A 21,659-nucleotide genomic window follows, 5' to 3' on the forward strand; every position below is an offset into this window, starting at 1 on the left:
CCATATTCACCGCCACAATTGCGGCGCCCGGCTGCGGCCAGGGATATCACGTGAGCTTTTGCGGGCGGCAGAACGCCGGTGCGCCATCGCGGAATGTGACTTGCCTCATCGCCGGATTAGATACATCGCAAAAACACATCATTCACACCTCGGGTGCGCCAAGTTTTTCCGGGGAATCGCGAGATTCGTCTCGGTTGAATATCGGTTGACCACATCGCTCGATCCCCGGTCAATCATGGACGCGTGATCAACTCAGCGAGCGACGGCGTTCGTCTACTCGGCCCGGTCGAGTTCCGGTGGGCGGGTGCGCCGGTGGTGCTGCCCAGGCGCCAGCAGCGGCTGCTGCTGGGCGTGCTGGCCCTGTCGGCCAATCGCGTCGTCTCCTCGCAGCGCCTGGCCGAGGTGTTCTGGCCCGACGGGGCGCCGCAGGGCGGGCGCAGGCAGATCCAGGTGCTCATCTCACGGCTGCGCGGCCTGCTCGCCGGCGCCGCCGCGAGCGAGGTGGAGGTCCGTGCCGCCGGTTCGGGCTACGAGTTGCGCATCGACCCCATGGCGGTGGACGCGCACCGCTTCGCCGTGCTGAAACAGCGGGCGGACGCCAGCGGGAACGACGAGGAGAAGGCCGCGCTGCTGGGCCAGGCTCTGGACCTGTGGCGCGGCCCGGTGCTCGACGAGGCGGCCGTCGGGGCCGGCCGCGACCCGCTCTGCGTCAGGCTGGAGGAGGCGCGGCGCGAGGCGATCGAGGAGCACGCCGAGGCGTCGCTGCGGCTCGGACGGCACCGGCAGGTCATCGGCGCGCTGGCCGAGGAGGCGGCGGCCGATCCCTCCCGCGAGCGGCTGGCCGGCCTGCTGATGCTCGCGCTCTACCGCTCCGGCCGCGTCGCCGAGGCCCTCGACGTCTTCGAGAGATCACGGGCCCGGCTGGCCGGGGAGCTCGGCCTCGATCCCGGTCCGGCTCTGGTACGGCTGCGCCAGGACATCCTGTGCGGCGCCCGCCACCTGGGCGTCCCGTCCGGCCGCTCGGGGGCCGCCGGGCGGGTCGGCGACCTGGAGGGCGAGGGGCTGGTGATGCTCGGGCTGGGCAGGATCCGCTTCGCCCAGGACCGCTTCGCCGAGTCCGTGGCCGCCTACGAGGAGGCCAGGCGCGCCTTCCGGCGCCTGGGCGACCGGAGGCACCTGGCGGCCGCGCTGTCCGGTCTGGGCACCGTGCGTGCCGAGGGCGGGTGGTTCGCCGAAGGGCAGGCCGATCTGATGGAGGCGGCGTCGATCTTCGCCGCCCTCGGCGACGTGGCCGGGAACGCGCACGCCACGTACATGCTCGGCTTCGTGGAACGCGAGCGCGGCGACGACGAGCTGGCCCTGTGGCTGCTCGGCCGGGCCCTGGCCGCCTACCAGAAGATCGGCGATCGGCGCGGCGAGGCTCTGCTCCAGCGCAGCATCGGCCTCGTCCACCGGGCCAGGGGCGAATACCCGCAGGCCGCGGCCAGGACGCGGAAGTCGCGTCACCTGTTCACCACGCTGGCCGACCCGCACGGCGTGGCCTACGCCGACCAGTCGCTGGCCAAGATCCGGATCCGGGTCGGTGACCTCCCGCAGGCCGAGCAGGCGCTCCACGCGAGCCTGCGCGTCTTCGCCGGCCAGGGCGACCGCTTCGGCCGCGCGCTCGGGCTGCGCACGCTCGGCGAGCTCCACCTGGAGCAGGGCGCGACGGCCGAGGCCAGGCAGGCGCTCTCCGCGTCCCTCACCCTCTGGGACACCCTGGAGCTGCCGCTGTGGCGCGCCCGCACCCTCGCCGTCCTGGCCCGCCTGGAGCACCGGAACGGCGAAGCCGGGCACGCCGGTGCCGCCCATCAGGAGTCGAGCGCCATCTTCAGCCGAATCGGCAGCCGCGAGAGCCGCTGACGTCGCCGCCGGACGTGCGGCAACGGCCCCGGTCACCGGATGGCTCGCGCGCGATTCCGGCGGCCTTTACGCTACGCATCATGCCCCTGCACCTGGTCGCCACCGGCCTGTGGCCGTGGTGGGCGGTCGGCGCGGCCGTGACCGTCGCGGGCCTGTGGCTGTGGCGGAGCGCTCCCTGGGCGGACGGGAACGACCGCTGGAAACTGATGACCAAGCAGCCGTCGGTCGCCTACGGGCAGGTCGTCGCCACCGGTGAACGCGACGCCTGGGCCTTCGGCTGGCGCATCCTCGGCGTCGCCGCCTGGCTGCCGATGGCCGACGGCCCGCACCGCCCCATGGCGTTCCACTGGGACGGCGACCGCTGGACGAGAAGCGACTTCCCCGTCGAACGCGGTGACGTCGGCTCCGTCGCCGCGTCCGGCCCGTCCAACGTGTGGGCCCTGGCGGGTGGCTCCGTCCTGCACTGGGATGGGCACTCCTGGACAATCGCCCGAAAGGCCCCCGAAACGGCCTGGGCCCTGGCCGTCGCCGGAGACGACGTGTGGATCTTCGGGGACCGCAGGACCTGGCGCTACGACGGTGCGACCTGGTCGGAGTCGGAGGTCTCCTTCCGCACCCTGCGGGTCGGCGCCCGGTCGGCCTCCGACATCTGGGCCCTGGACGCCGACGGTCCCTTCGTGCATCACTTCGACGGACGGGCCTGGACCCGGGCCGACCTGAGCCCGTACGTGCCGAAGGCCCCGTCCCCGTCCGGCGATGTCCCGCCCGGCCCGCACCGCCCCCGGGTGTGCGCGATCACCGCCGACGCGTCCGGCCTCTGGATCACGGGGGAGATCGGGGTGTCGTCGTTCCTGCTCTTCCGGACCGGCTCCGGCTGGCACGGCGAGAGCACGTCCGCGAAGGCCGGGCGCCTGGTCCGCGATCTCCCGCCCGTGCCCGACGGCAGGGGCGGCCACTGGGTTCTGGGCTCCACGGACGTCAACGGGATCGACTCCGCCCTTGCCCACCGCGATCCCGCCGGCCACTGGACGAGGGTTCCGGCCGGTGGCGAGCTCACGTCGCTGTCCGCCGTCCCCGGCGGCCCGCTCCTGGCCACCGGCGTGATCGGCAAGGCTTCCGGGGTCTTCCGCAACCTCCCTTGAGCACGGCAGGCCGGCCTGCCCACCACCGAAACGCCGGTGCGGCCGTTGCCGGCGGACCGTTCGGCGAGGGTGACGGCGGGGATCAGGCAGCAGGTGTCGCCGCGCGCGAGCAGCAGGCGCATGCAGCGGTACGCTCAGGTCGAGCACCATGTGGCCGGCCGGACGCCGGCGGGCGTGGCTGATGAAGGCGTCCAGCCGGTCCGCGGCGGTGGCGTCCAGATCTCCGGCGACCGAGATCACGGTGACGCCGGGCAGGTGCCGGCAGGCGAACGTGGGCGGGTCATCGCGGCCCCCGGCAGCGGCTGCTAGACCTTCGGACGGGACGGAAGCGGGTGAGAGCGGCCATGGCGGTCAGTCCTGTATGCGGGCCGTGCCGCCGAGACCGGCCGTCCCGAGGCAGTCGCGAAGATCACCGGTACGGCCGCACCGCCTGCAGAACCAGCGGCCATACCCTGGGCCGCCGCTGTCTCCCACAGCTCCGTCACCGAACAGGACCTGCCCTCATCACCAGATGATGCCCGCGCCGATCACCTCTCCCGCCGTTTCGTGCCATGGCACAATGCGCCGCAGATGGTCGGATCGGTCCGGGAACAGACAAGCCCTGCCGGCACTCCACCCGCTTCCGGCGAGTTGCTCCAAGCTCCCGGTATACGTTCAGCGCGCGTAAGACGCCGGCTCCCGCGGTGCGGGAGCCGGCACTCGGGTCAGGCCACGCCGTTCTTCACGGCTGTGATCAGCTCACCGTTGGCGGTGTCGCCGGCGAGCTCCCACAGGAACACGCCGCCGAGGCCTTGGTTCCGGTAGTACGTCATCTTGCCGCCGATCGTCCCCGGCGTGTCGTAGCTCCACCACTGGTTGCCGCAGAACGCGTACGCGGTGCCCGCGATGGTGCCGGTGGACGGACAGCGGGTCTTGAGGACCTTGTAGTACTCGACGCCCGGTTCGTAGGTGCCGGGTCCTGGGCCGGTGGCCGTGCCACCGGGGGTGGCCTGGGTGACGCCGGTCCAGCCGCGGCCGTAGAAGGCCATGCCGAGCAGCAGCTTGCTCACCGGGACGCCGTTGCGCTTGAGCTGCCGGATCGCGGCGTCGGCGGAGAAGCCGGCGACCGGGATGCCGGGGTAATCGTTGAGCGGTGCGTTCGGGGCGGTCGGGCCCTGGGCGTCCCAGGCCCCGAAGTAGTCGTAGCTCATCACGTTGTACCAGTTGACGTACTGCGCCGCGCCGGCGTAGTCGGCCGCGTCGATCTTGTTGGGGGCGCCGGGGATCGCCGCGGTCACCAGGGCGCCGGTACCGAAGCGGGAGCGAACCGCCGACACGAGGTTCCTGAACGCGGCCGGGCCGCTGGTGTCGCAGGTGTAGCCGCAGGCGTTGGGGTACTCCCAGTCGATGTCGATGCCGTCGAACACGTCGGCCCAGCGCGGGTCCTCGACCATGCGGTAGCAGGACTCGGCGAACGCGGCCGGGTTCTGCGCGGCCTGGCCGAAGCCGCCCGACCAGGTCCAGCCGCCGATGGAGAACAGCACCTTCAGGTGCGGGTGCTTCCTCTTGAGCTTGCGCAGCTGGTTGAAGTTGCCGCGCAACGCGCCGGCGTCCCAGGAGTCGGCCACGCCGTCCACGCTCTCGGCCGCGGTGTAGAAGCGGTCGTAGTCGGCGTAGGCGTCGCCGAGCACGCACTGCCCGTTCACCACGTTGCCGAAGGCGTAGTTGATGTGCGTCAGCTTGGCGGCCGAGCCGCTGGTGTCGATGTTCTTGACATGATAGTTGCGCGCGTAGACGCCCCACTGGACGAAGTAGCCGATGACCTTGTTGCCCGCGCGCGTCGTCGTGGCCGTGATGGGGGCGCTGTCGCCGGAGTTGTTGCCTGCCATGTCCTGAGCGCGGACCCTGTAGGTGTAGGTGGTGCCGGCGTTCAGGCCCCTGTCGGTGTAGGTGGTGGCGGTGGTCGAGCCGAGCCGGGTGGTCCCCCGGAAGATCTCGTAGGCGCGGACCCCCACGTTGTCGGTGGAGGCGTTCCACGCCAGGGAGACGCTGTCGGCGGTGACGGCGGTCACGCGAAGGTTGCCGGGCACGGTCGGGGACAGGCGGTCGGGCGGGTCGTTGGGGGAGTTGACATCGAGGTGGTAGTCGAAGGTGAACTTCGGCGTATAGACCGTATGGCAGGAGGGGGTGGTGGTCGGCGGGTCGTCGCACACAATGGTGGCGCCGGCCTTGGGGATGGCCTTTTCGAGACCTCCGGGGAACTTGTCGTCCCTGATCTCCAACGTGGCACTGCCCCAACGGTGCGAGGTCAGCGCGTCGCGATGCCCGGGGGACGGGTAGCCGTTCCAGCTGATCAGGTCAGGGAAATGCCATATCCCCAGGTGGTTGTTGAGCGGTTGCTGCGCGTCGGCGAAGCGGAAGGCGTGGGTGGATCCGCCGTCCTTGTGGTAGACGATCTTCGGGTGGGTTCCGTCCACGAACTCGACCTCGGAGGCCGGCTTGATGTCGTAGTTCCCATGGGCGGAGGCCGAGACCCACTCGACTTTGTCGTCCTTGACCCAGACCACGATGTGCTCCCAGTCGTGGGTGTGTCCGCAGACGCTACAGCCGGGCTGGGTGGTCTGGTCCTTCTGGAAGTACAGCGCGTACATGTGGGCGCACCACCCGTTGTTGCAGCGGGAGCGCGCGTACATGTTGCTGTTGTGCAGGTCCGACTCGTCGCGGCAGTTGCCGTTGAGAGCTCCGCCGAGCGACAGGCCCTCGGCCACGGCCATGTTGTTGCCGATGGCCACCGACGCGTAGCAGCCGTCCTCGTCGTAGTCCATGGCGGGCTGGTACTTCAGGTTCTCCTCGCTGGCGTTCTGCGGGATCTCGGGGGGCGGCGGCTCGGCCCACGCGGGCGATGTGACGGCCACGAGCCCGACGCCGGTGAGCAGGACCACGATCAGAACGTGAGCGACCGCGGGTAACAAGCGTCTCAAGACGTTCTCCTCGGGAAGGGGGCTGTTGGCAGGACGCGTGTCCAGGCTCGCCCTTCCTCACCGCGGCCGCATCGGTGAACATCGCCTAATGGCGACGCCTAGACCTGAAAACACCTCGTGGCCAGGGGTCCAGCGCCTGGACCCTTCGGTTGGCGGCATGAGGAGCAACCGTCAACCCGGCAGTCGAGTGAACCGACCGGTCAATGTTTGCCGAGCAGCCCATCGCGCCACGGCGGCATCACCGTCCCCACCGGCGGCGCGGGGAACTGCAGCTGGGCCGATGGGAAGACCTACCCCGAGGGAGGTCAGGTCGCCGTCCATGGGCTGCCGATCCCCCGGGATATTCCCGGACATGCGTACTGGGTGTGCCAGAACGGCCGGTGGGTCTGGCCTGAGTGGCCGTGGCCGGTCCTCCGCTTTGCCCCTGTGCCGGGCAGCCGGTAGCCGGAGCGATGGCCCGGGCGGTCAGGGCGCGAAGGCTCGTTCGACGGCCCGGGCAAGCGCCCTGCGGCGCCGATCGTGGTCGGCCTGGGGTTCGTCCTTGCTGGCGGTGTATATGGCGCTGGCCGGTGACCAGGTCAGCGACATGGCGGTGACTATGGCGAGCACATCGGCAGGGGCGATGGACGCGTCGACCATGCCCGCGGCCTGCGCGTCGGCGATCGACTGGAGCTTCCCGGCATCGTGCCCCGGCATGAAGCTGAACAGATCGCCGGTAGCGGTGCGTTCCAGACGGGACCAGGCGGCGAGCCGAACGAGTTCGGGATGGACGAGATAGGCGTCATAGAGGCGCACGGCATAGCCGGCCAGATCGTCGCCGGTTATGGGGACCGTCTCGACGATCATGTCGAGGTGCTCAGCGAAAACGGCGTCGAAGAGCTCGTCTTTGCTGCGGTAGTACTTGTAGATCTGCGCCTTGTTGACCTGAGCGTTGGCGGAGATGCGGTCAATGCGCGCGCCGGCGATGCCGAAGGCGGCGAACTCGGCCGTGGCCGCATCGAGCAGACGGCGCCGCGAGGCTTGGCCCGCGCTGGTGATCTGTCCCATTCTCGCGACCCTATAGTAAACAAACTGGTTCGTTCTGCGGGCGCTCCTGCCGTGGCGATATGTCCCTTCCCTTGCGAAGCTCTCCCTTGTCCGGCACCTGCAGGGTGCCGGACGGAGCGCGCGTGATCAGAGCTGGACCATGACAGTCTTCGTTTCGGTGAACGCGTCCAGGACGTCCGTGCCGTGTTCGCGGCCGATGCCGGACTGCTTGTAGCCGCCGAAGGGGACGGTGCCGGCGGTCATCTGCCCGTAGGTGTTGATCCATACAGTGCCGGCCTGGAGGCCGGCGGCGACGCGGTGGGCGCGGGCGAGGTCGGTGGTCCACACGGCGGCGGCAAGGCCGTAGTCGGAGTCGTTGGCCAGGCGCAGGAGTCCGGCCTCGTCGGTGAAGGACATCAGGACGGCGACAGGGCCGAAGATCTCCTCGCGCGCGACGCGCATGTCGTTGGTGACATTGTCGATGACGGTTGGCGGGACGAACAGGCCCGGGTCGCCGGGCAGTTCACCGCCGTGGCGCAAGCGTGCTCCTTCCGCTCGGGCGATCTCGAAGTAGGAGGTGACGCGGTTGTAGTGGTCCCGGGAGGCGAGGGGCCCCATGCGGGTGTCCGGGTGGAAGGGGTCACCGATGGTATAGGTCGCCAGTTCGTCGGCGAGCAGGCGGCCGAACTCCTCTCGTACGGATTCCTCGACGAAGATCCGGGTGCCCGCGACGCAGCCCTGCCCGGTGTTGCCCAGGAATCCGAGGGCGGCGCCCGCGGCGGCCGCCTTGAGATCGGCGTCGGCGAAGATGATGTTCGGGGACTTGCCCCCGAGCTCCAGGGTGACGCGCTTGAGATTCCCCGTGGAGGCCCGCAGGACGTGCTTGCCGACCGCCGTGGATCCGGTGAAGGAGACCTTGTCGACACCGGGGTGGGTGATGATGGACTCGCCTGTGGTGCGGCCGTCGCCGGTGAGGATGTTGACGACACCGGCGGGCAGGTCGGTGGCCTGCAGCAGCTCACCCAGCCTCAGGTTGGTCAGGGGGGTCTGCGGGGCGGGCTTGAGGATGAGGGTGTTGCCGGTGGCCAGCGCCGGGCCGAGCTTCCAGATGGCCTGGAGCAGAGGGCCGTTCCAGCCGGTGATGCCGGCGACCACTCCGAGCGGCTGGCGCATGGTGTAGTGGAACTGCCCGGGCTCTGAGGGAGCGGTCTGCCCGTAGATCTTGGTGGGCCAGCCCGCGTAGTGACGGACGACCTCCACCGAGTGCGCGACGAACCAGCGACTCAGGGAAAGCGGCGCGCCCATGTCGAGCGACTCCAAGGTGGCGAGTTCCTCGGCGTTGTTCTCGATCACATCGGCGATCTGCAGAAGGATCCGGCTGCGCTGGTAGGGGGCGATGGCCGACCACGACGGGTCCTCGAACGCACGGCGAGCAGCAGCCACGGCCAGCTCAACATCCTCGGGACCCGCCACGGCGACACTGGTCAACGCCTCCTCGGTCGTCGGGTCGATCGTCTCGGTGGTCTCGCCGGAGCGGGCGGAGACCCACCCGCCGCCGATCAGCAGCTTCTTGGGGCCGCCCTTCAGGAAACCGGGCGAGGGGCGGTCGGCTCGGACGAGCATGAGCGGTGCGGGCATGGGATGCCTCCACAACGAAAATAAACAAACTGGTCTGTTTCTCTAGCAGACTGTAGCCCCCTCCCTTCACGCATGTCAACAAACTAGTTTGTTTCACTGGGTGCCGGGCAAGGAGCCGCACGCCGTGTTCGCCTCCCCGGAAGGCCACGCCACCGCCGCCGACGCGGCATGCCTGCAGGAACTCGCCTCGGTACACAGCATGATCGTCACGGTGGGGGAAGCATGAGGTAGGCACGTCAGCGGTCCGGCTCGCCCGTCATTCACCGCCGGGCGAGCCGGGAGTGCCAATGCCCAACCTGACGCTCAGGCCGAGACGCACCTCGCCGTGGAGTGGGACGGACGCGCAGCCAGAACAGCGAGGTCAGGCCGCGCAGGCCGACCGAGGTGAGCAGAGCGGCCCACCCGGGTTCGGCGAGGACGCCTTCAAGCATGAGGACATTCACCATGACGAGCGAGACCTGCGAGATGCGGAATGCCTGTGGACGGACATGAGGCTTTCCTGGTGGATGGCCACGAGCATCCTGGTACACGGCCAGGAATCCTCCTGGTGAGCGGGCGGCCAACACTTCTGAAGGTCCATGGCCACCCTGCTCGAGCGGAACAACCCCAGGAGGAACCTGGCCCTGGGCAGATGACAGCGTGCCATCGCCGATGTGAGCCAGATCCAGGGCTTGACACCACAGAGATGCCTGGTGGCGATGGTGGGCGGGTCGGGGTCCTCCTCATGATCGGAAAACGTCGTGATCGGTCGCTATCCTGTCGCCCCGCTTGTCGAGGAGGAGACGCATGAGCCCGGTCACGCCCGAGATGATCAACTACTACACACAGCTCCTTAAGGATCTGGAACGGGTGAAGGATGGCAGCACCAACGCGCTGTTCTGGATGGTCGTGCGAGGCCGTGAGGAGCCCCTCACGGTCGCCGATGTCGCTCGCCGGCTGGGCGCTGACCCCAACACGGCGGTTCTCCGAACGGTGCTGGAACCGGCGGAACATGCCGTGTTGGAACAGAGCGACCACGGCGTGATCGTGCTGGCGGCCGACGTCTATATCGACGGTCCCGACATATGGGCCCGTCTGACCGAGAACGCGCAGGCGTGGGGCTTCTGGTATCTGATCAACGCTGCGAACAGGTTGTTCTACGCGGCCGATGGGCAGCTCGTCACCGAGGTGGACATCCTTTATCCCGAGCCTTCAGGGTGCTGGGGCCCAGATCCCCGTGCTCTGGATTCTTACCTGGGGGCTCTGCGCGCTCTTGCCGATCAGAAGCGGACAGACGACCAGGCCGGTGTGACACCCCCCGCTCCTTACCCTGAGTGGGAGACCGCGCTGGCGACCGTGGAAGCGATGACCGGCGTGCGCTTGGACGTTGACCGGTTCGCCCGGGGACAACAGTGGGTCCGCCCTCTCGGAGGCCGGTTGGATGTGATCTCCACAGAGTAGTAGTCGGGGGAGCACTCGGCCCGGGCGAGGTCGGGCAGGAAGAGTGTTGACCGTCGGATTTCTCCTGGCGGAGGGTCGCGTCCGAGATGGACACTGTTGGCGAATACGGCGATGATCTAGTGCGGTCGTAACCGGGCGAACGATGAGACCCTGGTTTGGCCAGCGGGGTGCCCGCCAGCCAGGCGTCGATGCGGATGAGGCCGATGGGCACGATGGCGAAGGTGGGCAACGGCTTCACCCGCCGCAACGCCGCCGGGCAGCACGAACGGTCACCATCGAGGTGGGTCCGCTCCACCCCTCGTGGCCGTGCAACGACACCTGATCGCTTGTGAGGGCGGTCAGATGAAGTCAGGCGCGTGGTCGCGCGCCCACTCGGTGAAGGGGCGGGCCGGCTTGCCCGTGACATCCGCGGCGGTCGGCATCGGCCCCAGCATGGCAGGATCGAACTCCGCAGCCGCTGAGGGGTCGGCTTCCTCGCCCGAGTAGTCCTCGAAGCCGGTGAGGAAGTCGGCGTTCTCCGCGGCGAACCCGCCCTGGGCCAGGTACAGTTCCCGAGCCTGTGCCGGGGTCACCACCTCGAGGCGTATGTCCTGCCCGATGGCCTCGGCAATGGCCGCCACCTGGGCACGCCGGCTGATGAGCTCGGGCCCGTTGAGGGTGTAGGCGGCGCCCTGATGCCCGTCCTCGAGCAGCGCGGCGGCGGCCACATCGGCGATGTCCTGCTCGTGCACCGGGTACCAGGCCAGGTCGGGCAGCGGTTCGCGCACGACACGCTCGGCCCGGATGGACGGCCCCCACAGCCACAGCTTGTTCAGCATGAACTCGCCGGGCCGCACATGTGTCCATTCCAGCCCGGACGCCTCGACCGCCTGCTCGACCGGCAGATGGAAATCGGTGTCGTAACCCGCGGTCACCGCGCCGGAGGACAGGACGACGATGCGGCGCACCCCTGCCTGCTTGGCCAGGGCGACCACCTGCGGCGCGGTCGCGGCGTGAGGGAAGAGGTACATCCTGTCGACCCCGTCCATCGCCGGGGTGAGGCTCTGTGGTTGCGCGAGGTCGCCCTGGACCACCTCGACGCCCTCGCCGAACCGGGCGCGGTCGGGATTCCTGCTCAGCGCACGTACGGCGGCGCCGGCGCGGACCAGCCGGTCGACCACGAGCCGGCCCACGTGCCCGGTCGCCCCCGTCATCAAAACTCTCATGGCCATCATCCTTAACGGCCGATGGTGACCTGCGCAAACGCGAACAACATGTTCATGTATGGCATCTGACCTGCGAAAACATCGCTTTTGGCGATGAAAAATTGCGTGGTGCTCCGGCCAGGATGCGGCCTCCGTCCCGGCAACTCCCCCGAAGGCTCGCCCCCGTAGGTGTTCTCCGTGGTCTGCCGCGGCTTCAGCGGCACAGTCGATGACATTGGCCTGTCTTCCGGGAACGTCGTCGTGACGAACCACGGCGATGCGACCATCCGGATCTGGCGATGCCAGGTCTGGGTGCCGGGTATCGCAACCACTGGTCATGGCCGACCAACGCGTCACGCGCGAGCTGACCGCCGAGGAGAAGACCGCCCACCTGTCCTGATCACCAGGTGGACCCGGACGTGGAGCGGGTCCTGTTTCGGCCCACCAGCCCGGCTTCCGCTATACGTTCCCCTTCCTCCTCATCCAGGCCCATCGCTGCCCGGTTGCCCAGGGTTGTTCACCTTCTCGGCCGAGCCCTGCCGGACAACTCCCGCCGTCCCTACACCCGGTCGTGCCGGCCCGATCGCCGCTGGCACAACGCCAGGCGCCGGGCATCCCCGCTGCTTTCGCAGCACGACTCGATTCCTTTCAGGGGGAAGATCATGAGCCAGAAGATCGCACAGCGTCCGGCCGCGTCGGCAGCCGACTCCGCCGGCCGCGCCTACCGGACCGACTGCTCCGGCTTCGTCTCCACGGCCTGGCACTTGAGCCGCAGCCTCGTCACCGGGGAGTTCGCCACCTACAACGGCAAGACCGTCCTGGCCAGCCTGCACGACCTCCGGCCGGGCGATGCGCTTCTGCGCAGCGGGCACATCGAACTGTTCGCCCGCTGGAATTGTTCGACGCCGGGTACGGCGGCGTGCCGATGACCGCCGTACCCGAAAACTGGTTCAACTCCCTGCCGCAGCAGCCACGCGACGGCAGCCATCCGGTCGGGGGTGGTGCGGTCGAGGTCGGTGACGTGGCTGGTGGACGAGCTCGATCAGGTGCTCGCCCTCGACGGGCTCACGGTGCTGTGGAGCGTCCAGAACGGCGAGCGGCCGGTCGAGCTCGGACCGGTGGAGTGTGCGCTCGCCTGGGAGACCCGCCCACGGCGCCTGGTGGACGACGAGCCCGGCCACACGGCCGCGCGCTGCCCTGGTTGTGGGCTGCGGAGGTTGGAGTGGGAGCCGCAGGCCGGCTACTACCTGTGTGGAAACTGCGGCCGCCACGTCAATGAAGCGGAAGCGATGGACCGGGTGACGGAAGAGGCGGGCGCGGGGTGATCAGACGCATCCCGGGAGAGCGGTGCTCTTGTGCGGATGAGGAAAGGATGAGGTGTAGCCCCTCTCGCGGTAGTCGGCCATTTCATCCTGCCGGAGCAGCCTGGGAGCCTCGCTCACGCTCCACCAGCGCTGGTCGATGGGGTTGAAGACAGCGAGGTCCAGGCTGTACTGCACGTTGTCGGCGTCGATGCCTTTGAACTGTTCCTCGGTGAGGAACGAGGTGCGGTACGACACTCGACTGCACGCGGGCGCGGCGAGCACTATCGTCTGGTACTCCCCAGGGCTCTGGCGAGTGTCCGGATCATCGATGTATCCGAGGTAGACCTCGACGGATGTCGAGGTGGTGTTGCCGTTGCTGATGACGATCGGTCCGCGATTGATAAGCGCGGTCTCTGTGTCCACCGATACCCGTTGGACGAAGGCGCGCTGAGTGGCTAGGTCGGTCTCGGCTTTGAGTCGTCGGGCGTCGGCCAGTTGCTTTTCGCTGATCTTGAGAGCGTTCGTGGAGATGATGAGCGCGGGCACCGCCGTGAGGCTGCCGATGATGCCCGCGACGGCCGCCCAGAGCTGGACGGATGTGAGTTTGCGGCTGAGACGCCGGCGCGGCCGGGGGCGGACGATGGTGCGCACGATGGCGCGAGGCGGCCTGCTCAGGAGTGGGGAGCGTCGCGGGGGTTTCCGTCCCATAACCCATTATGGTGCGGCGCGGCCTATGATCGCGGTGCCCGACAGCGCCTTACCTCACATGAGCCGATGCGACCTTTGATGAACTCCTCCACAGCCTCGGCGAAGACATCGATTCGCGTCTGTAGATCCTTTTACGACGGGACATCGTGCAGGCTCTTGAGGAGGCTGTGCGATCGGCGGGCCAGGGCCTCCAGCTTCTCGTCGTCCGAGACAAGAATGACCTGGGCGAGGGCCGGGTATGCCGCTGTCCGGCTCCGGTCCTTGGCGGCTTTGGCCTCTGTGGCTTGGGCAGCCACTCCTGCACGGCCTTGAGACTCCCAGTCGTGAGCTTCCATAGGTCTGCATGCTTTTCCTGGAGGTCGAGCACGGCGCTCGCGAAAGTGCCGTAGATAGCGATGCGTTTCTTGCGAAGGCGCTCGTCGCGAGTGAACTGTTCTGTACGCCGACTCGTCATGCGCTGGAACGCATAGGTCAGTAACGACCCGAGCAGCGTCCCCGGGACCGCGATGAGGGAGGTGAGGGTGGCCTGCATATCAGCCGGTGGAACACGGCGACTACGTGTGCGGGAACTGCGGCCACCACGTCAGCGAGCAGGAGGCGATGGAGCTGGTGGGGGACGAGGCCGGGGCGGGAGGAGCTGTCGGCGGTTTCGCTGACGATCGGCGCGGCCCACGTGGGCGGTGGAGGCGTCTGTCCGGATGACCTCGAATGAGGTCCAATAATGAGGTGGATTCCAAGGGCCGCCTCTATCGACACGTGGTGATCGCGTTCTGCTTCGGGATGACATATACCACCCTGACCCTTGGTGGCATATGGCTGACGGCATTCGGAGTGGAGCAGCTGGACCGCATGGAATGGTTCAGCAGGTTGATGCACGGCTCGTACCCGCCACCCGATGTTCCTGTCACAAGGGAAGGGTTGGTGGTGCTCTTGTATGGGTCCTTGTCCGTGGGCACCTTCGCGTACGGGGCGTGGAACGGGTGGAGGTTCGAGCGTTCAGAGCGCGGCCTGATCACCGAGGAGGCAGGTAGCTGATCAAAAACAGTCCTGGACTTCCCGTTGGTCGGGGGAGTTGCCGGGCTGCTTCACCACTGTGGGGTCATCTCTTTCCAGCCAGCGGATGCGCTCGATATCAACGCGTTTGGACGTGGTCGCGTCCCACGTGGCGTTGCCTGGCCATGCCTCGCTGATTGTCAGGAAGAGGCCCTCAGAGCCTACGTCGGGCAGTTTCAGCGACCCTTGAGTACATGGCGCGACGTCATAGCGGTAATACTGACCTTTGGTCCCCGGCGCGACCTCAAGGTAGATATGACCGCCTCTTGCGTTAGCATTCCTGAATCGGATGATCGGGGTTCTGCTGGCGCTGCCGAACCAAGCGGTGAATCGCCTTATGAAGGCATCGCTTTCGTAAGCGATGCGCTGCTGCTCCTTTCGCTCCTGCTCACGCCGCTCTTCTTCGCGCTGGCGTTTGTCCTCGGCGCGCTGAGCCAGCGCGTCGGCTCGCTGCTGCTCGCTGATCTTCAGAGCGTTCATGGAGATGACGAATGCCGGGATGGACATGAGGCCGGCCAGCACGGTCGCGATGGCGGCCCAGGCTTGGACGTTCCAGCGGACATCGAGGGCGCGGGTTCGGCGTCGAGAGCGCTCAGGCAACTCGATACGTTTGGTCACACGCCCCGGGGATGGCGAGGCGGCCGCTGGTGGCGTGGGCCGCAGCCGGGAAGCGATCCGCGTCGTCTCTCGCGCGGACAAGCGAGAGATGGCGCCTCGCGGTGGCGAGGGCCGCTGGCGTTTCCGTCCCATACCTCAGTCTGGCTCTCGAGCTGTCTTGATCGCGCAGGGCCGAGGTGGTGGAGCGGGGCCTGGTCGCCGACGAGGCGGGGGCATGACGGCGACGGCCGGGCGGGGCCCTGGCCAATCCGATAAAGATTGATGATGATGAACATGACCGCCCATCAATGCACCCGTCAGGAGGTCGATGTGTACGTAGCGAAGGGCGATCGGACCGGACGGAGACGATTAGCCGCGGGGAGGCGACTGGGCGCACGGCTCGGAGTCGTCACCTCGGTCGTCATCCTGCTCCTAGGAGCGCTGACTCCCACTGCGGCCCACGCAGGCGAGGTGGTTTGCCCGGCCGACATCACCCAGTGGCGACTTCTCGACAAGGACTACGGCTTGGCACGCTGGGAGGCGTACCGGTTCACGTTGTTGTCCGCCACTCCGCGTTTCCTCGTCAGTGACGGTCGGCAACTCGACAACAACACTGATCAACCGGTTGAGTACACAATCGTATCGTCGGTTTCTAACACCTTCACCGTCTCGAACACCGTCGGAGTCAACGTCAACGTCAGCTCCTTTCTCACGATCAACGTCAGCCAGAACATCGTGATGCAACGCCAGACCCAGCTCGGGGTCACGCTGAAGACGACCGTGCCGCCCCGCACCCGTCTGATCGCCGAGTATGGTGTGGAAGGGTACGACGTGTCCTACGGTGTTGAGGCTTGGCGCACGGCGTGGGTCGGCGACAACCCGCCTCCGCTCAACGTCGGATTAAGGTGCGTGGAGTGGGGTTACTATCCGCAGAGCACAATCGCCCCCACACATATCGAGACCTGGCGCCTGAGAACGGCTTGACTCGGATTCCAGGGTTCGACCCCGCGACAGGCCCTCACCGCTGTTGTAGGGGGGTGCCTTTCAGTCCGCGAGACGCCGCTCAGGGGCGGTTCCCCGCGAGTCTGGGTGTGATGAGCAGCGGAAGCGGCGTCCTTATCGAGAAGAGTTGAGGCTGGCCGGCGAGTTCATGATCGACTGGTGGGCGGGGGTCGCTCGCCGCCCCTTTGTGGGCGATTTATTCCCTCTTCTCTGCTGGTGCCCATGTCAAGTTGCGGCAGGCTGGTAGCTGTGTAACACACGGTGCCGGCAGGCGATCTATGCCTGTCACCCGGCTTAGGTCCGTGACCCGCGGGAGCCCTGGTGAAGCGCTGAGCGCGCATCCAGCACAATCACATTCCCACCCATCCTCCGGTGGACCGCACGCACGGTGCAGGCTGACCGTTTCGGGGTCGTAGCGCGTCAAGCCTTGCCCAAAGGCGGTTTACCAGGACGTATGGGCAGGTCCGGCGGGGATAGGAGCCGGAGGTGCGATGAGGTTCAGCGTGCGGCTGGACCGTGTTCTCCGTGGTGACCGGCCGCTTCGACACGCCCGTGCGAAGCTGCCTCCCGGACGGAACCACCGGCGCGATCGACGAGCTCTCTCCACGGGCAGAAGCCGCCCAATTAGCATGCGTGGAGACACAACCGGCCGAGATCGGGCACCAGCGTCACGGCCACGGCCGATCGCGGGCGGGTTGCAGCCCCGCCCGTGGCCTGGCCAGGCAGGCTCGCGGGCAGGGAAGCGACGGATCACATTCCGCACCAGGGAGGGTCTTGCTGTTTACGGTGCGCGGCCGAGGGACGATCCCTGGGGGCGCGCGTGTGCGGACGGTGGCTGGCAGGTGGTGCCGGTGGGGGACCGGTACCTTCGGCACCGAGCCAGGCCCGGGCGGCCGACTCGGTGACCACCTCGGCCAGTTCGCCGGCGGTCATCGGTCCGACCAGCACCTGAGCGTCCTGCAGAGCGTCGACCAGGGCCGGCGGGCGGGCGCAATGAGCATAGAAGTCGGCCCGCAGGCCGAGCACCACCCGCACCGGGTAGCCAGAGTCATGAGCGGCGGCCAGCAGGGCGGCGATAAACGTCTCACGCTCGTCCTCATCGGCGCAGAGGGTGAACACCTCTTCGAACTGATCGACGATCGGCACCCCCTCGGTGCCGGCGGGGCGGGTGAGCAGCACCTGGCGCAACGCCAGGCCGAGACTGCCCTCCCGCGCGGCGAAGTCGGTGACCAACTCGCCGGGAGCCACCCTCAGCTCCGCACCCAACCGCACCGCGCACTCCCGTAGCGGATGGGCCCCCGGCGTGAACCGGAGGGAGAAGTCGCCGCCGGCCGCCAGAGCGGGGATCAGCCCGGCGCGCAGCAGCGACGACTTGCCCGAGCCGGAGGCGCCCACCACCGCCACGAGACGCTGCCGGGCCACCCGCTCGACCAGCGCGGTGATCAGCCGGTCGCGGCCGAAGAACCGGTCGGCGTCGTTCGGCCCATACGCCGCCAATCCCAGATACGGCGATCGGCCGGCTGCGGCATGGGCGTCCCACTCGGCCACCGCGGCCCGCCAGCGCGCCTCCCACACGGCCACGTCCCCGCCGCAAGTCCGCACATAGGCCAGCGCCATGGCAACGTCGGCAGCCGGTTGCCCGCCGCCGCCTCGGCCAGCGTCGTCGCCGCGTAATGCGCCCGCCGGGCCAGCTCCCGATAACCCGGGTTACCCGCCTCGCGACGCAGCTTGCGTAACTCGACGGCGAAACACGCCACCACGCCGTCCGCCGGATCGATCACCCGCTCTGGACGTGGCATGCCGAACCCCCTAGGCACGATCGATCGGACCGACTCCATTGTTCAGTGCCCGCTCTCCCGCGTCTGTGCTGTGGGCCCCAGAGCACGTGCCTCCTCGCCGCGTTGTCTGGGCGTTGTTCGGTTCCGACCGCAGAAGCGTGCCGGACAACGCCCGCCAGCACTACAACCAGGTCGTACAAGGCACCATCCCGCAAACCAGGAAGGACATGCCCCATGAAGCGAAGTGCCCGGCAGGATTTCCACGCGGATGTCATCTTCTTCCTTCACGACGACGGTGCGGCCGTTGCCGGCGGACCGTTCGGCGAGGGTGACGGCGGGGATCAGGCAGTAGGTGTCGCCGCGCGCGAGCAGCAGGTGCAGGCCCATGCAGCGGGACTTGTCAGCAGGGATTCGAGAAGAGCGGTCCCCGTCACTTGGGTGACGGGATCGTGGACTGGCACTCAGCTTCACGACCGGGACACGGCGTCAACGGGGTTCCTCCTGGCCGGCCACTCCAGCCTTTCCCTCTCGGATGCGCGCGGGAAGACGATTCCGGCTTGCGGCGAAGGATGGGTGATCGTGACCGCCGACCGGAAGGCCGACCTTATGCCGAAGACGACAACGTGAGCGCCGAAGTGAGCGAACAGGTGACCGACGCCGAGCTCGCCGCCCGGTACCGGCGCGACCCCGGCCTGTTCACCGCCGTCCACGACCGCTACTACCGCGACATCTACCTGTATGTCGCCGGCCGCCTGGACACGCAGATCGCCGAGGACCTCGCCGCCGAGACGTTCCTGCTGGCCTTCGACCGGCGCGAGCGGTACGAACCGGAACGCGGAGACCTGCGGCCCTGGCTGTTCGGCATCGCCACCAATCTGATCGCCAGGCACCGCCGCAAGGAGACCCGCCACTACAGGGCGCTGGCCAAGCTGGGGCCCGAGCCCGTCGTGGAAGGCCACGAGGACCGGGTCGTCACCTCCGTCGCGGCCGAGCGCATGCAGCCGCACCTGGCCAAGGCGCTCGCCGCCCTGTCCGGTGGCGAGCGCGACGTGCTGCTGCTCGTGGCCCTGGGCCAGCTCAGCTACGAGGAGGTGGCTCAGGCGCTCGGCATCGCCGTCGGCACCGTGGGCTCCCGGCTCAGCCGTGCCCGCAGCAAGATCCTCGCCCTCATCGACAAGGAGAACGCCCATGGATGACCTGAACGCCGTCGCGAGCCTGCTGGCCAAGCCCGAACCCTCCACCGAGGCGATCGCCCGCAGCAGGGGACGTCTCCAGGACAGGATGACGCGGGGCCGCGCCCGCCGGCGCCGCGGCCGGCTCCTACCGGTGCTGAGCATGGCGGTCGCCGCCGCAGCGGCCGTGGCCGTGATCGTCACCAGCGTGCTTTCGCCCGCCGCCACGCCGGTCTCGGGCAAGGAGGTCCTGCTCATGGCCGCGGCCAGCGCCGAGCACATCCCCCAGGGCGCAGGGACCTATTGGCACGTCACGCGTACGTGGCAGGGCCCGGACGCCCCCCAGATGCAGGAGAGCTGGACCACCCGCGACGGCCACCGCTGGTCCAGGAACGCACCGCACGCCACTCCCGGCGCCGTCGTCGAGGACCCGGTCCCGTTCAGGCTCATGGGCGCCGAGATCGGTTTCGAGGAGCTCGAAGGGCTTCCATCGGATCCGGAGGAGCTGAAGGAGCGCATCGCCGGGCTACCCCGCCATGACAGCGCCATGATGTCTGTCGACCGGCAAGGCGAGCTCGTCTCCCCGCTGATCACCCTGATCACGGAGCTGCCGACGCCCGCGCAGGTCCGTTCGGCGGCATTCGAGGCCCTCGCCGCGACGCCGGGGGTCAGGAACGCGGGGCCGGTCGAGGGCGGGCAGGAGCTGCTGATCCCGCTCTCCGGGAGCCTGGAGATCAGGATGGTCGTCGACCCCGAGACCGCCCGGGTGGCGCGCGCCACCATGTTGCTGACCGCCGAAGGGGGCGCGATGATGAGCAGCTCGTACATCTCGGTGACCACCGAGTGGACGGACGAGCTGCCGCGGTGAAAACCCCGTCGCAGGCGCCTGCTCCGATCACCTCGAACCTGCACCGTCGAGGTACCGTCAGGCCGAGCACGTGAACCCGCACCGGCCGCGGCGAACTCGGCGACGGACGGCGCGCCCGCCTCGACGGGCAGCAGCACGGCCTGCTCGCGGGCGGGCCGTCAGTTCGCGGTGTGCTGGTCGTGGTCGCGCAGCATGCGCAGGACGGTCGCGCGGCGTGCCGGTGCTGGAGATCGCTCGCGAGCTGGTCATCCGGGCCTGGATCGACAAGGGCCGCAACCCGTTCCTGGCCGGCGTCTGTCGCGTGCTGGGTCAGGAGGGCCAGAGCTGACGCGCCGAGTCCTGTTCGCGCTGCCGGTCTCGAAGGAGCGTGTAGAGCCTCTGTATGCCCGGTGATGAGCTGTCGATCAGACCGTCGAATTGCGGGTTTTGGGCTCACCTTGGCCATACCTGTGGGAAAGCACGAGCCGTATGAGGGACGGCCAGGTCAAAGGCAGGCCGCTCGGCGCGGACTCCCGGATGTCGACGTCTTGCAGACGGAACTGTCCCTGCCACGATGACACACCACGAGACCAGGCACGTGCCAACGGTCGCTTCAGCGCCGAAGCCGGATGACAGAACGGAGCGGTGATCACAGAGAGCTGCTTGGGGGCTGGCCGCGCCGACCCGAGCGGGGAGCCCTACCGGCTGTAGGAGCTGAACCCGACGGGCACGGCGGCCGCCACGGCCTCGATGACCGGCGCGGCCGACTCCGGTCCCGGCGCCCCGTACAGCTCGATGAGCTGCAGTTCATCCGCCATCTTGGCGGCCACTTCGGCGGCGGTGGCCAGGTCGGGCACGCCGACGAGCGTCGTCGACCCGCCGTCCGCGCGCTCATCCGTCACTCGATCCACTTGGGGGTCGGCGCCCTCGTGCACGATGAGGAACGCCTCGGCCAGCACCTCGCCGGCCTCGAAGCGCGCCTTGTAGGCGGCCACGCCCGCCAGCGACTCGAAGCCGTAGTAGACCGCCCCCACGGGGACCCGGTTGCCGACGATCTCGCGCGCCCGGGCGTGCCAGACTGCGCCAAACCCGCCGCACAGTTCCAGCCGGTCGATCCCGTCCACCTCCAGGCTGCTCACCAGCTCCAGCAGCTGGGCCGGCTCGGCTACGGCGCGGACACGGGTGCGGGCATCGCCGTGGTTGATCGTCAACAGATCGGCCTGCGGGTCCGCGCCGGCCTTCTCGAAGATGATCACGCGGTTCTCGGTCATGGCAGTGTTCCTTTCCGGTCCGAGGGCTCTGCGTCCACTCTGACACCTCAACTAATGTTGAGGTCAAGGGTTCAGGGCGTGCATCGTCAGCTGTGTCCTCGCGTGGCACAGTTGCTCTGACGTCGGCCCCCATCGCGGCCGGGCCCGCGAAGACTTCGTGCTGGAAACCGTCTGCTGGGACGCCGGCGCCGCCCGGCTGCTGCCTCCCGCCCGCTCAAGGGCCGCACCCGCGGCCCGGTCTTGGTCACCCCACCGACGTCCTGGCCCCGGCAAGGTCGTCAGCCCCCGCGAGGTCTGTCCCGACACCGGCCTGGCCCGCCTGTCCTACGGCCAGGCCCGCGCCCTGCTGGACCAGCACACCGCGCTGCACGGCCCCGGCGCGGGGTGAGACCTGCACGAATTCCGCCATTCCGCGCTGACTGCTCAAAGCCGCCGACGCCATCGGCCGGCTCGCCGGCCCTCTCGCAGGTACTGCCATCCAGATCTCCGGACTCCTGGGTGGTGGCCCGCACACGGCCGCCATCAACGGATGGTCCATCGACATCGTCACGCCCGACTGGCCCAACGAAAGCATCCTGCTGTCAAACCAGGGCGATCCCTACCGCCACGAAGTTCAACGGTCGTTCCCGTCGGCA

At 68.4% G+C, this 21,659-nt stretch carries 19 protein-coding genes; 11 read left to right on the forward strand and 8 right to left on the reverse strand.

Annotated elements, in window-relative coordinates; translation table 11 throughout:
- Nucleotides 1-243 precede the first annotated feature (243 nt).
- Nucleotides 244-1,902, forward strand: coding sequence for an AfsR/SARP family transcriptional regulator (locus tag IO39_RS21490; RefSeq protein ID WP_084773224.1), 1,659 nt, complete (start codon nt 244-246; stop codon nt 1,900-1,902).
- Nucleotides 1,903-1,982: 80 nt separating this feature from the next.
- The gene (locus IO39_RS21495) at nt 1,983-3,044 is read left to right on the forward strand and encodes a beta propeller repeat protein (RefSeq protein ID WP_043625870.1); all 1,062 of its coding nucleotides are present in this window, start codon (nt 1,983-1,985) and stop codon (nt 3,042-3,044) included.
- A 704-nt stretch (nt 3,045-3,748) separates the two neighbouring features.
- Here the strand turns inward: IO39_RS21495 and IO39_RS21505 are convergent.
- From IO39_RS21505 to IO39_RS21515, 3 genes are all read right to left on the reverse strand, one after another.
- The gene (locus IO39_RS21505) at nt 3,749-6,004 is read right to left on the reverse strand and encodes a glycosyl hydrolase family 18 protein (protein ID WP_245642110.1); all 2,256 of its coding nucleotides are present in this window, start codon (nt 6,002-6,004) and stop codon (nt 3,749-3,751) included.
- Between the two features lie 465 nt (nt 6,005-6,469).
- Complete coding sequence (locus tag IO39_RS21510) at nt 6,470-7,051, reverse strand: TetR/AcrR family transcriptional regulator (protein ID WP_043625876.1); 582 nt, start codon at nt 7,049-7,051, stop codon at nt 6,470-6,472.
- Between the two features lie 126 nt (nt 7,052-7,177).
- Nucleotides 7,178-8,668, reverse strand: coding sequence for an aldehyde dehydrogenase family protein (locus tag IO39_RS21515; RefSeq protein ID WP_043625878.1), 1,491 nt, complete (start codon nt 8,666-8,668; stop codon nt 7,178-7,180).
- A 100-nt stretch (nt 8,669-8,768) separates the two neighbouring features.
- On the opposite strand from IO39_RS21515, the gene IO39_RS58970 reads away from it, so the two are divergent.
- Both IO39_RS58970 and IO39_RS21525 read left to right on the forward strand, forming a co-directional pair.
- Complete coding sequence (locus tag IO39_RS58970) at nt 8,769-8,894, forward strand: hypothetical protein (protein ID WP_281200109.1); 126 nt, start codon at nt 8,769-8,771, stop codon at nt 8,892-8,894.
- A gap of 560 nt (nt 8,895-9,454) precedes the next feature.
- On the forward strand, nt 9,455-10,108 hold the full coding sequence (locus IO39_RS21525; RefSeq protein ID WP_043625885.1) for a hypothetical protein: 654 nt from the start codon (nt 9,455-9,457) through the stop codon (nt 10,106-10,108).
- 338 nt (nt 10,109-10,446) lie between these two features.
- Here IO39_RS21525 and IO39_RS21530 read toward each other — a convergent pair whose 3' ends face one another.
- On the reverse strand, nt 10,447-11,313 hold the full coding sequence (locus IO39_RS21530) for an NAD(P)H-binding protein (protein ID WP_043625888.1): 867 nt from the start codon (nt 11,311-11,313) through the stop codon (nt 10,447-10,449).
- Nucleotides 11,314-11,954: 641 nt separating this feature from the next.
- On the opposite strand from IO39_RS21530, the gene IO39_RS21540 reads away from it, so the two are divergent.
- On the forward strand, nt 11,955-12,221 hold the full coding sequence (locus IO39_RS21540) for a hypothetical protein (protein WP_043625894.1): 267 nt from the start codon (nt 11,955-11,957) through the stop codon (nt 12,219-12,221).
- Between the two features lie 69 nt (nt 12,222-12,290).
- Entirely contained in the window at nt 12,291-12,617 is a 327-nt protein-coding gene (locus IO39_RS21545; protein ID WP_043625897.1) for a TFIIB-type zinc ribbon-containing protein, read from the forward strand.
- Here IO39_RS21545 and IO39_RS21550 read toward each other — a convergent pair whose 3' ends face one another.
- Nucleotides 12,618-13,247, reverse strand: coding sequence for a hypothetical protein (locus IO39_RS21550; protein ID WP_043625900.1), 630 nt, complete (start codon nt 13,245-13,247; stop codon nt 12,618-12,620).
- A 1,092-nt stretch (nt 13,248-14,339) separates the two neighbouring features.
- Nucleotides 14,340-14,975 (reverse strand): hypothetical protein, encoded by a 636-nt coding sequence (locus tag IO39_RS21560; protein WP_157548717.1) that lies wholly within the window; start codon nt 14,973-14,975, stop codon nt 14,340-14,342.
- A 273-nt stretch (nt 14,976-15,248) separates the two neighbouring features.
- Between IO39_RS21560 and IO39_RS21565 the strand changes: the two genes are divergently transcribed.
- Nucleotides 15,249-15,938 (forward strand): hypothetical protein, encoded by a 690-nt coding sequence (locus IO39_RS21565; RefSeq protein ID WP_157548720.1) that lies wholly within the window; start codon nt 15,249-15,251, stop codon nt 15,936-15,938.
- A gap of 768 nt (nt 15,939-16,706) precedes the next feature.
- Here the strand turns inward: IO39_RS21565 and IO39_RS21570 are convergent.
- A complete protein-coding gene (locus IO39_RS21570; protein WP_043625909.1) occupies nt 16,707-17,573 on the reverse strand; it encodes an nSTAND1 domain-containing NTPase in 867 nt (288 codons plus the stop codon).
- A gap of 395 nt (nt 17,574-17,968) precedes the next feature.
- On the opposite strand from IO39_RS21570, the gene IO39_RS21575 reads away from it, so the two are divergent.
- The 3 genes from IO39_RS21575 to IO39_RS21585 are packed head-to-tail and all read left to right on the forward strand — an operon-like array spanning nt 17,969 to nt 19,774.
- Nucleotides 17,969-18,361, forward strand: a complete 393-nt coding sequence (locus IO39_RS21575) for a hypothetical protein (RefSeq protein ID WP_043625911.1) — start codon at nt 17,969-17,971, stop codon at nt 18,359-18,361.
- Nucleotides 18,358-18,930 (forward strand): RNA polymerase sigma factor, encoded by a 573-nt coding sequence (locus IO39_RS21580; protein ID WP_043625914.1) that lies wholly within the window; start codon nt 18,358-18,360, stop codon nt 18,928-18,930. Before IO39_RS21575 ends, IO39_RS21580 begins: the two co-directional genes overlap by 4 nt.
- Nucleotides 18,923-19,774, forward strand: a complete 852-nt coding sequence (locus tag IO39_RS21585) for a CU044_5270 family protein (protein ID WP_043625917.1) — start codon at nt 18,923-18,925, stop codon at nt 19,772-19,774. Before IO39_RS21580 ends, IO39_RS21585 begins: the two co-directional genes overlap by 8 nt.
- Nucleotides 19,775-20,451: 677 nt before the next feature.
- Here IO39_RS21585 and IO39_RS50845 read toward each other — a convergent pair.
- Entirely contained in the window at nt 20,452-21,024 is a 573-nt protein-coding gene (locus tag IO39_RS50845; protein ID WP_052423177.1) for a DUF6506 family protein, read from the reverse strand.
- A 157-nt stretch (nt 21,025-21,181) separates the two neighbouring features.
- Between IO39_RS50845 and IO39_RS52830 the strand changes: the two genes are divergently transcribed.
- A complete protein-coding gene (locus IO39_RS52830) occupies nt 21,182-21,412 on the forward strand; it encodes a hypothetical protein (protein WP_211267097.1) in 231 nt (76 codons plus the stop codon).
- The last annotated feature ends 247 nt before the right edge of the window (nt 21,413-21,659 follow it).

This window comes from Nonomuraea candida, from assembly GCF_000725485.1.
In the GTDB taxonomy this organism is placed as follows: Bacteria; Actinomycetota; Actinomycetes; order Streptosporangiales; family Streptosporangiaceae; genus Nonomuraea; species Nonomuraea candida.

Bases quoted from the DNA above. Each gene is read 5' to 3' on its own strand.
- IO39_RS21510 (WP_043625876.1), bottom strand. From the start codon at position 7,051: ATGGGACAGATCACCAGCGCGGGCCAAGCCTCGCGGCGCCGTCTGCTC.
- IO39_RS21515 (WP_043625878.1), bottom strand. From the start codon at position 8,668: ATGCCCGCACCGCTCATGCTCGTCCGAGCCGACCGCCCCTCGCCCGGT.
- IO39_RS21565 (WP_157548720.1), top strand. From the start codon at position 15,249: ATGACCGCCCATCAATGCACCCGTCAGGAGGTCGATGTGTACGTAGCG.
- IO39_RS21575 (WP_043625911.1), top strand. From the start codon at position 17,969: ATGAAGCGAAGTGCCCGGCAGGATTTCCACGCGGATGTCATCTTCTTC.
- IO39_RS21525 (WP_043625885.1), top strand. From the start codon at position 9,455: ATGAGCCCGGTCACGCCCGAGATGATCAACTACTACACACAGCTCCTT.
- IO39_RS21570 (WP_043625909.1), bottom strand. From the start codon at position 17,573: ATGGCGCTGGCCTATGTGCGGACTTGCGGCGGGGACGTGGCCGTGTGG.
- IO39_RS21530 (WP_043625888.1), bottom strand. From the start codon at position 11,313: ATGAGAGTTTTGATGACGGGGGCGACCGGGCACGTGGGCCGGCTCGTG.
- IO39_RS21540 (WP_043625894.1), top strand. From the start codon at position 11,955: ATGAGCCAGAAGATCGCACAGCGTCCGGCCGCGTCGGCAGCCGACTCC.
- IO39_RS21495 (WP_043625870.1), top strand. From the start codon at position 1,983: ATGCCCCTGCACCTGGTCGCCACCGGCCTGTGGCCGTGGTGGGCGGTC.
- IO39_RS50845 (WP_052423177.1), bottom strand. From the start codon at position 21,024: ATGACCGAGAACCGCGTGATCATCTTCGAGAAGGCCGGCGCGGACCCG.
- IO39_RS21585 (WP_043625917.1), top strand. From the start codon at position 18,923: ATGGATGACCTGAACGCCGTCGCGAGCCTGCTGGCCAAGCCCGAACCC.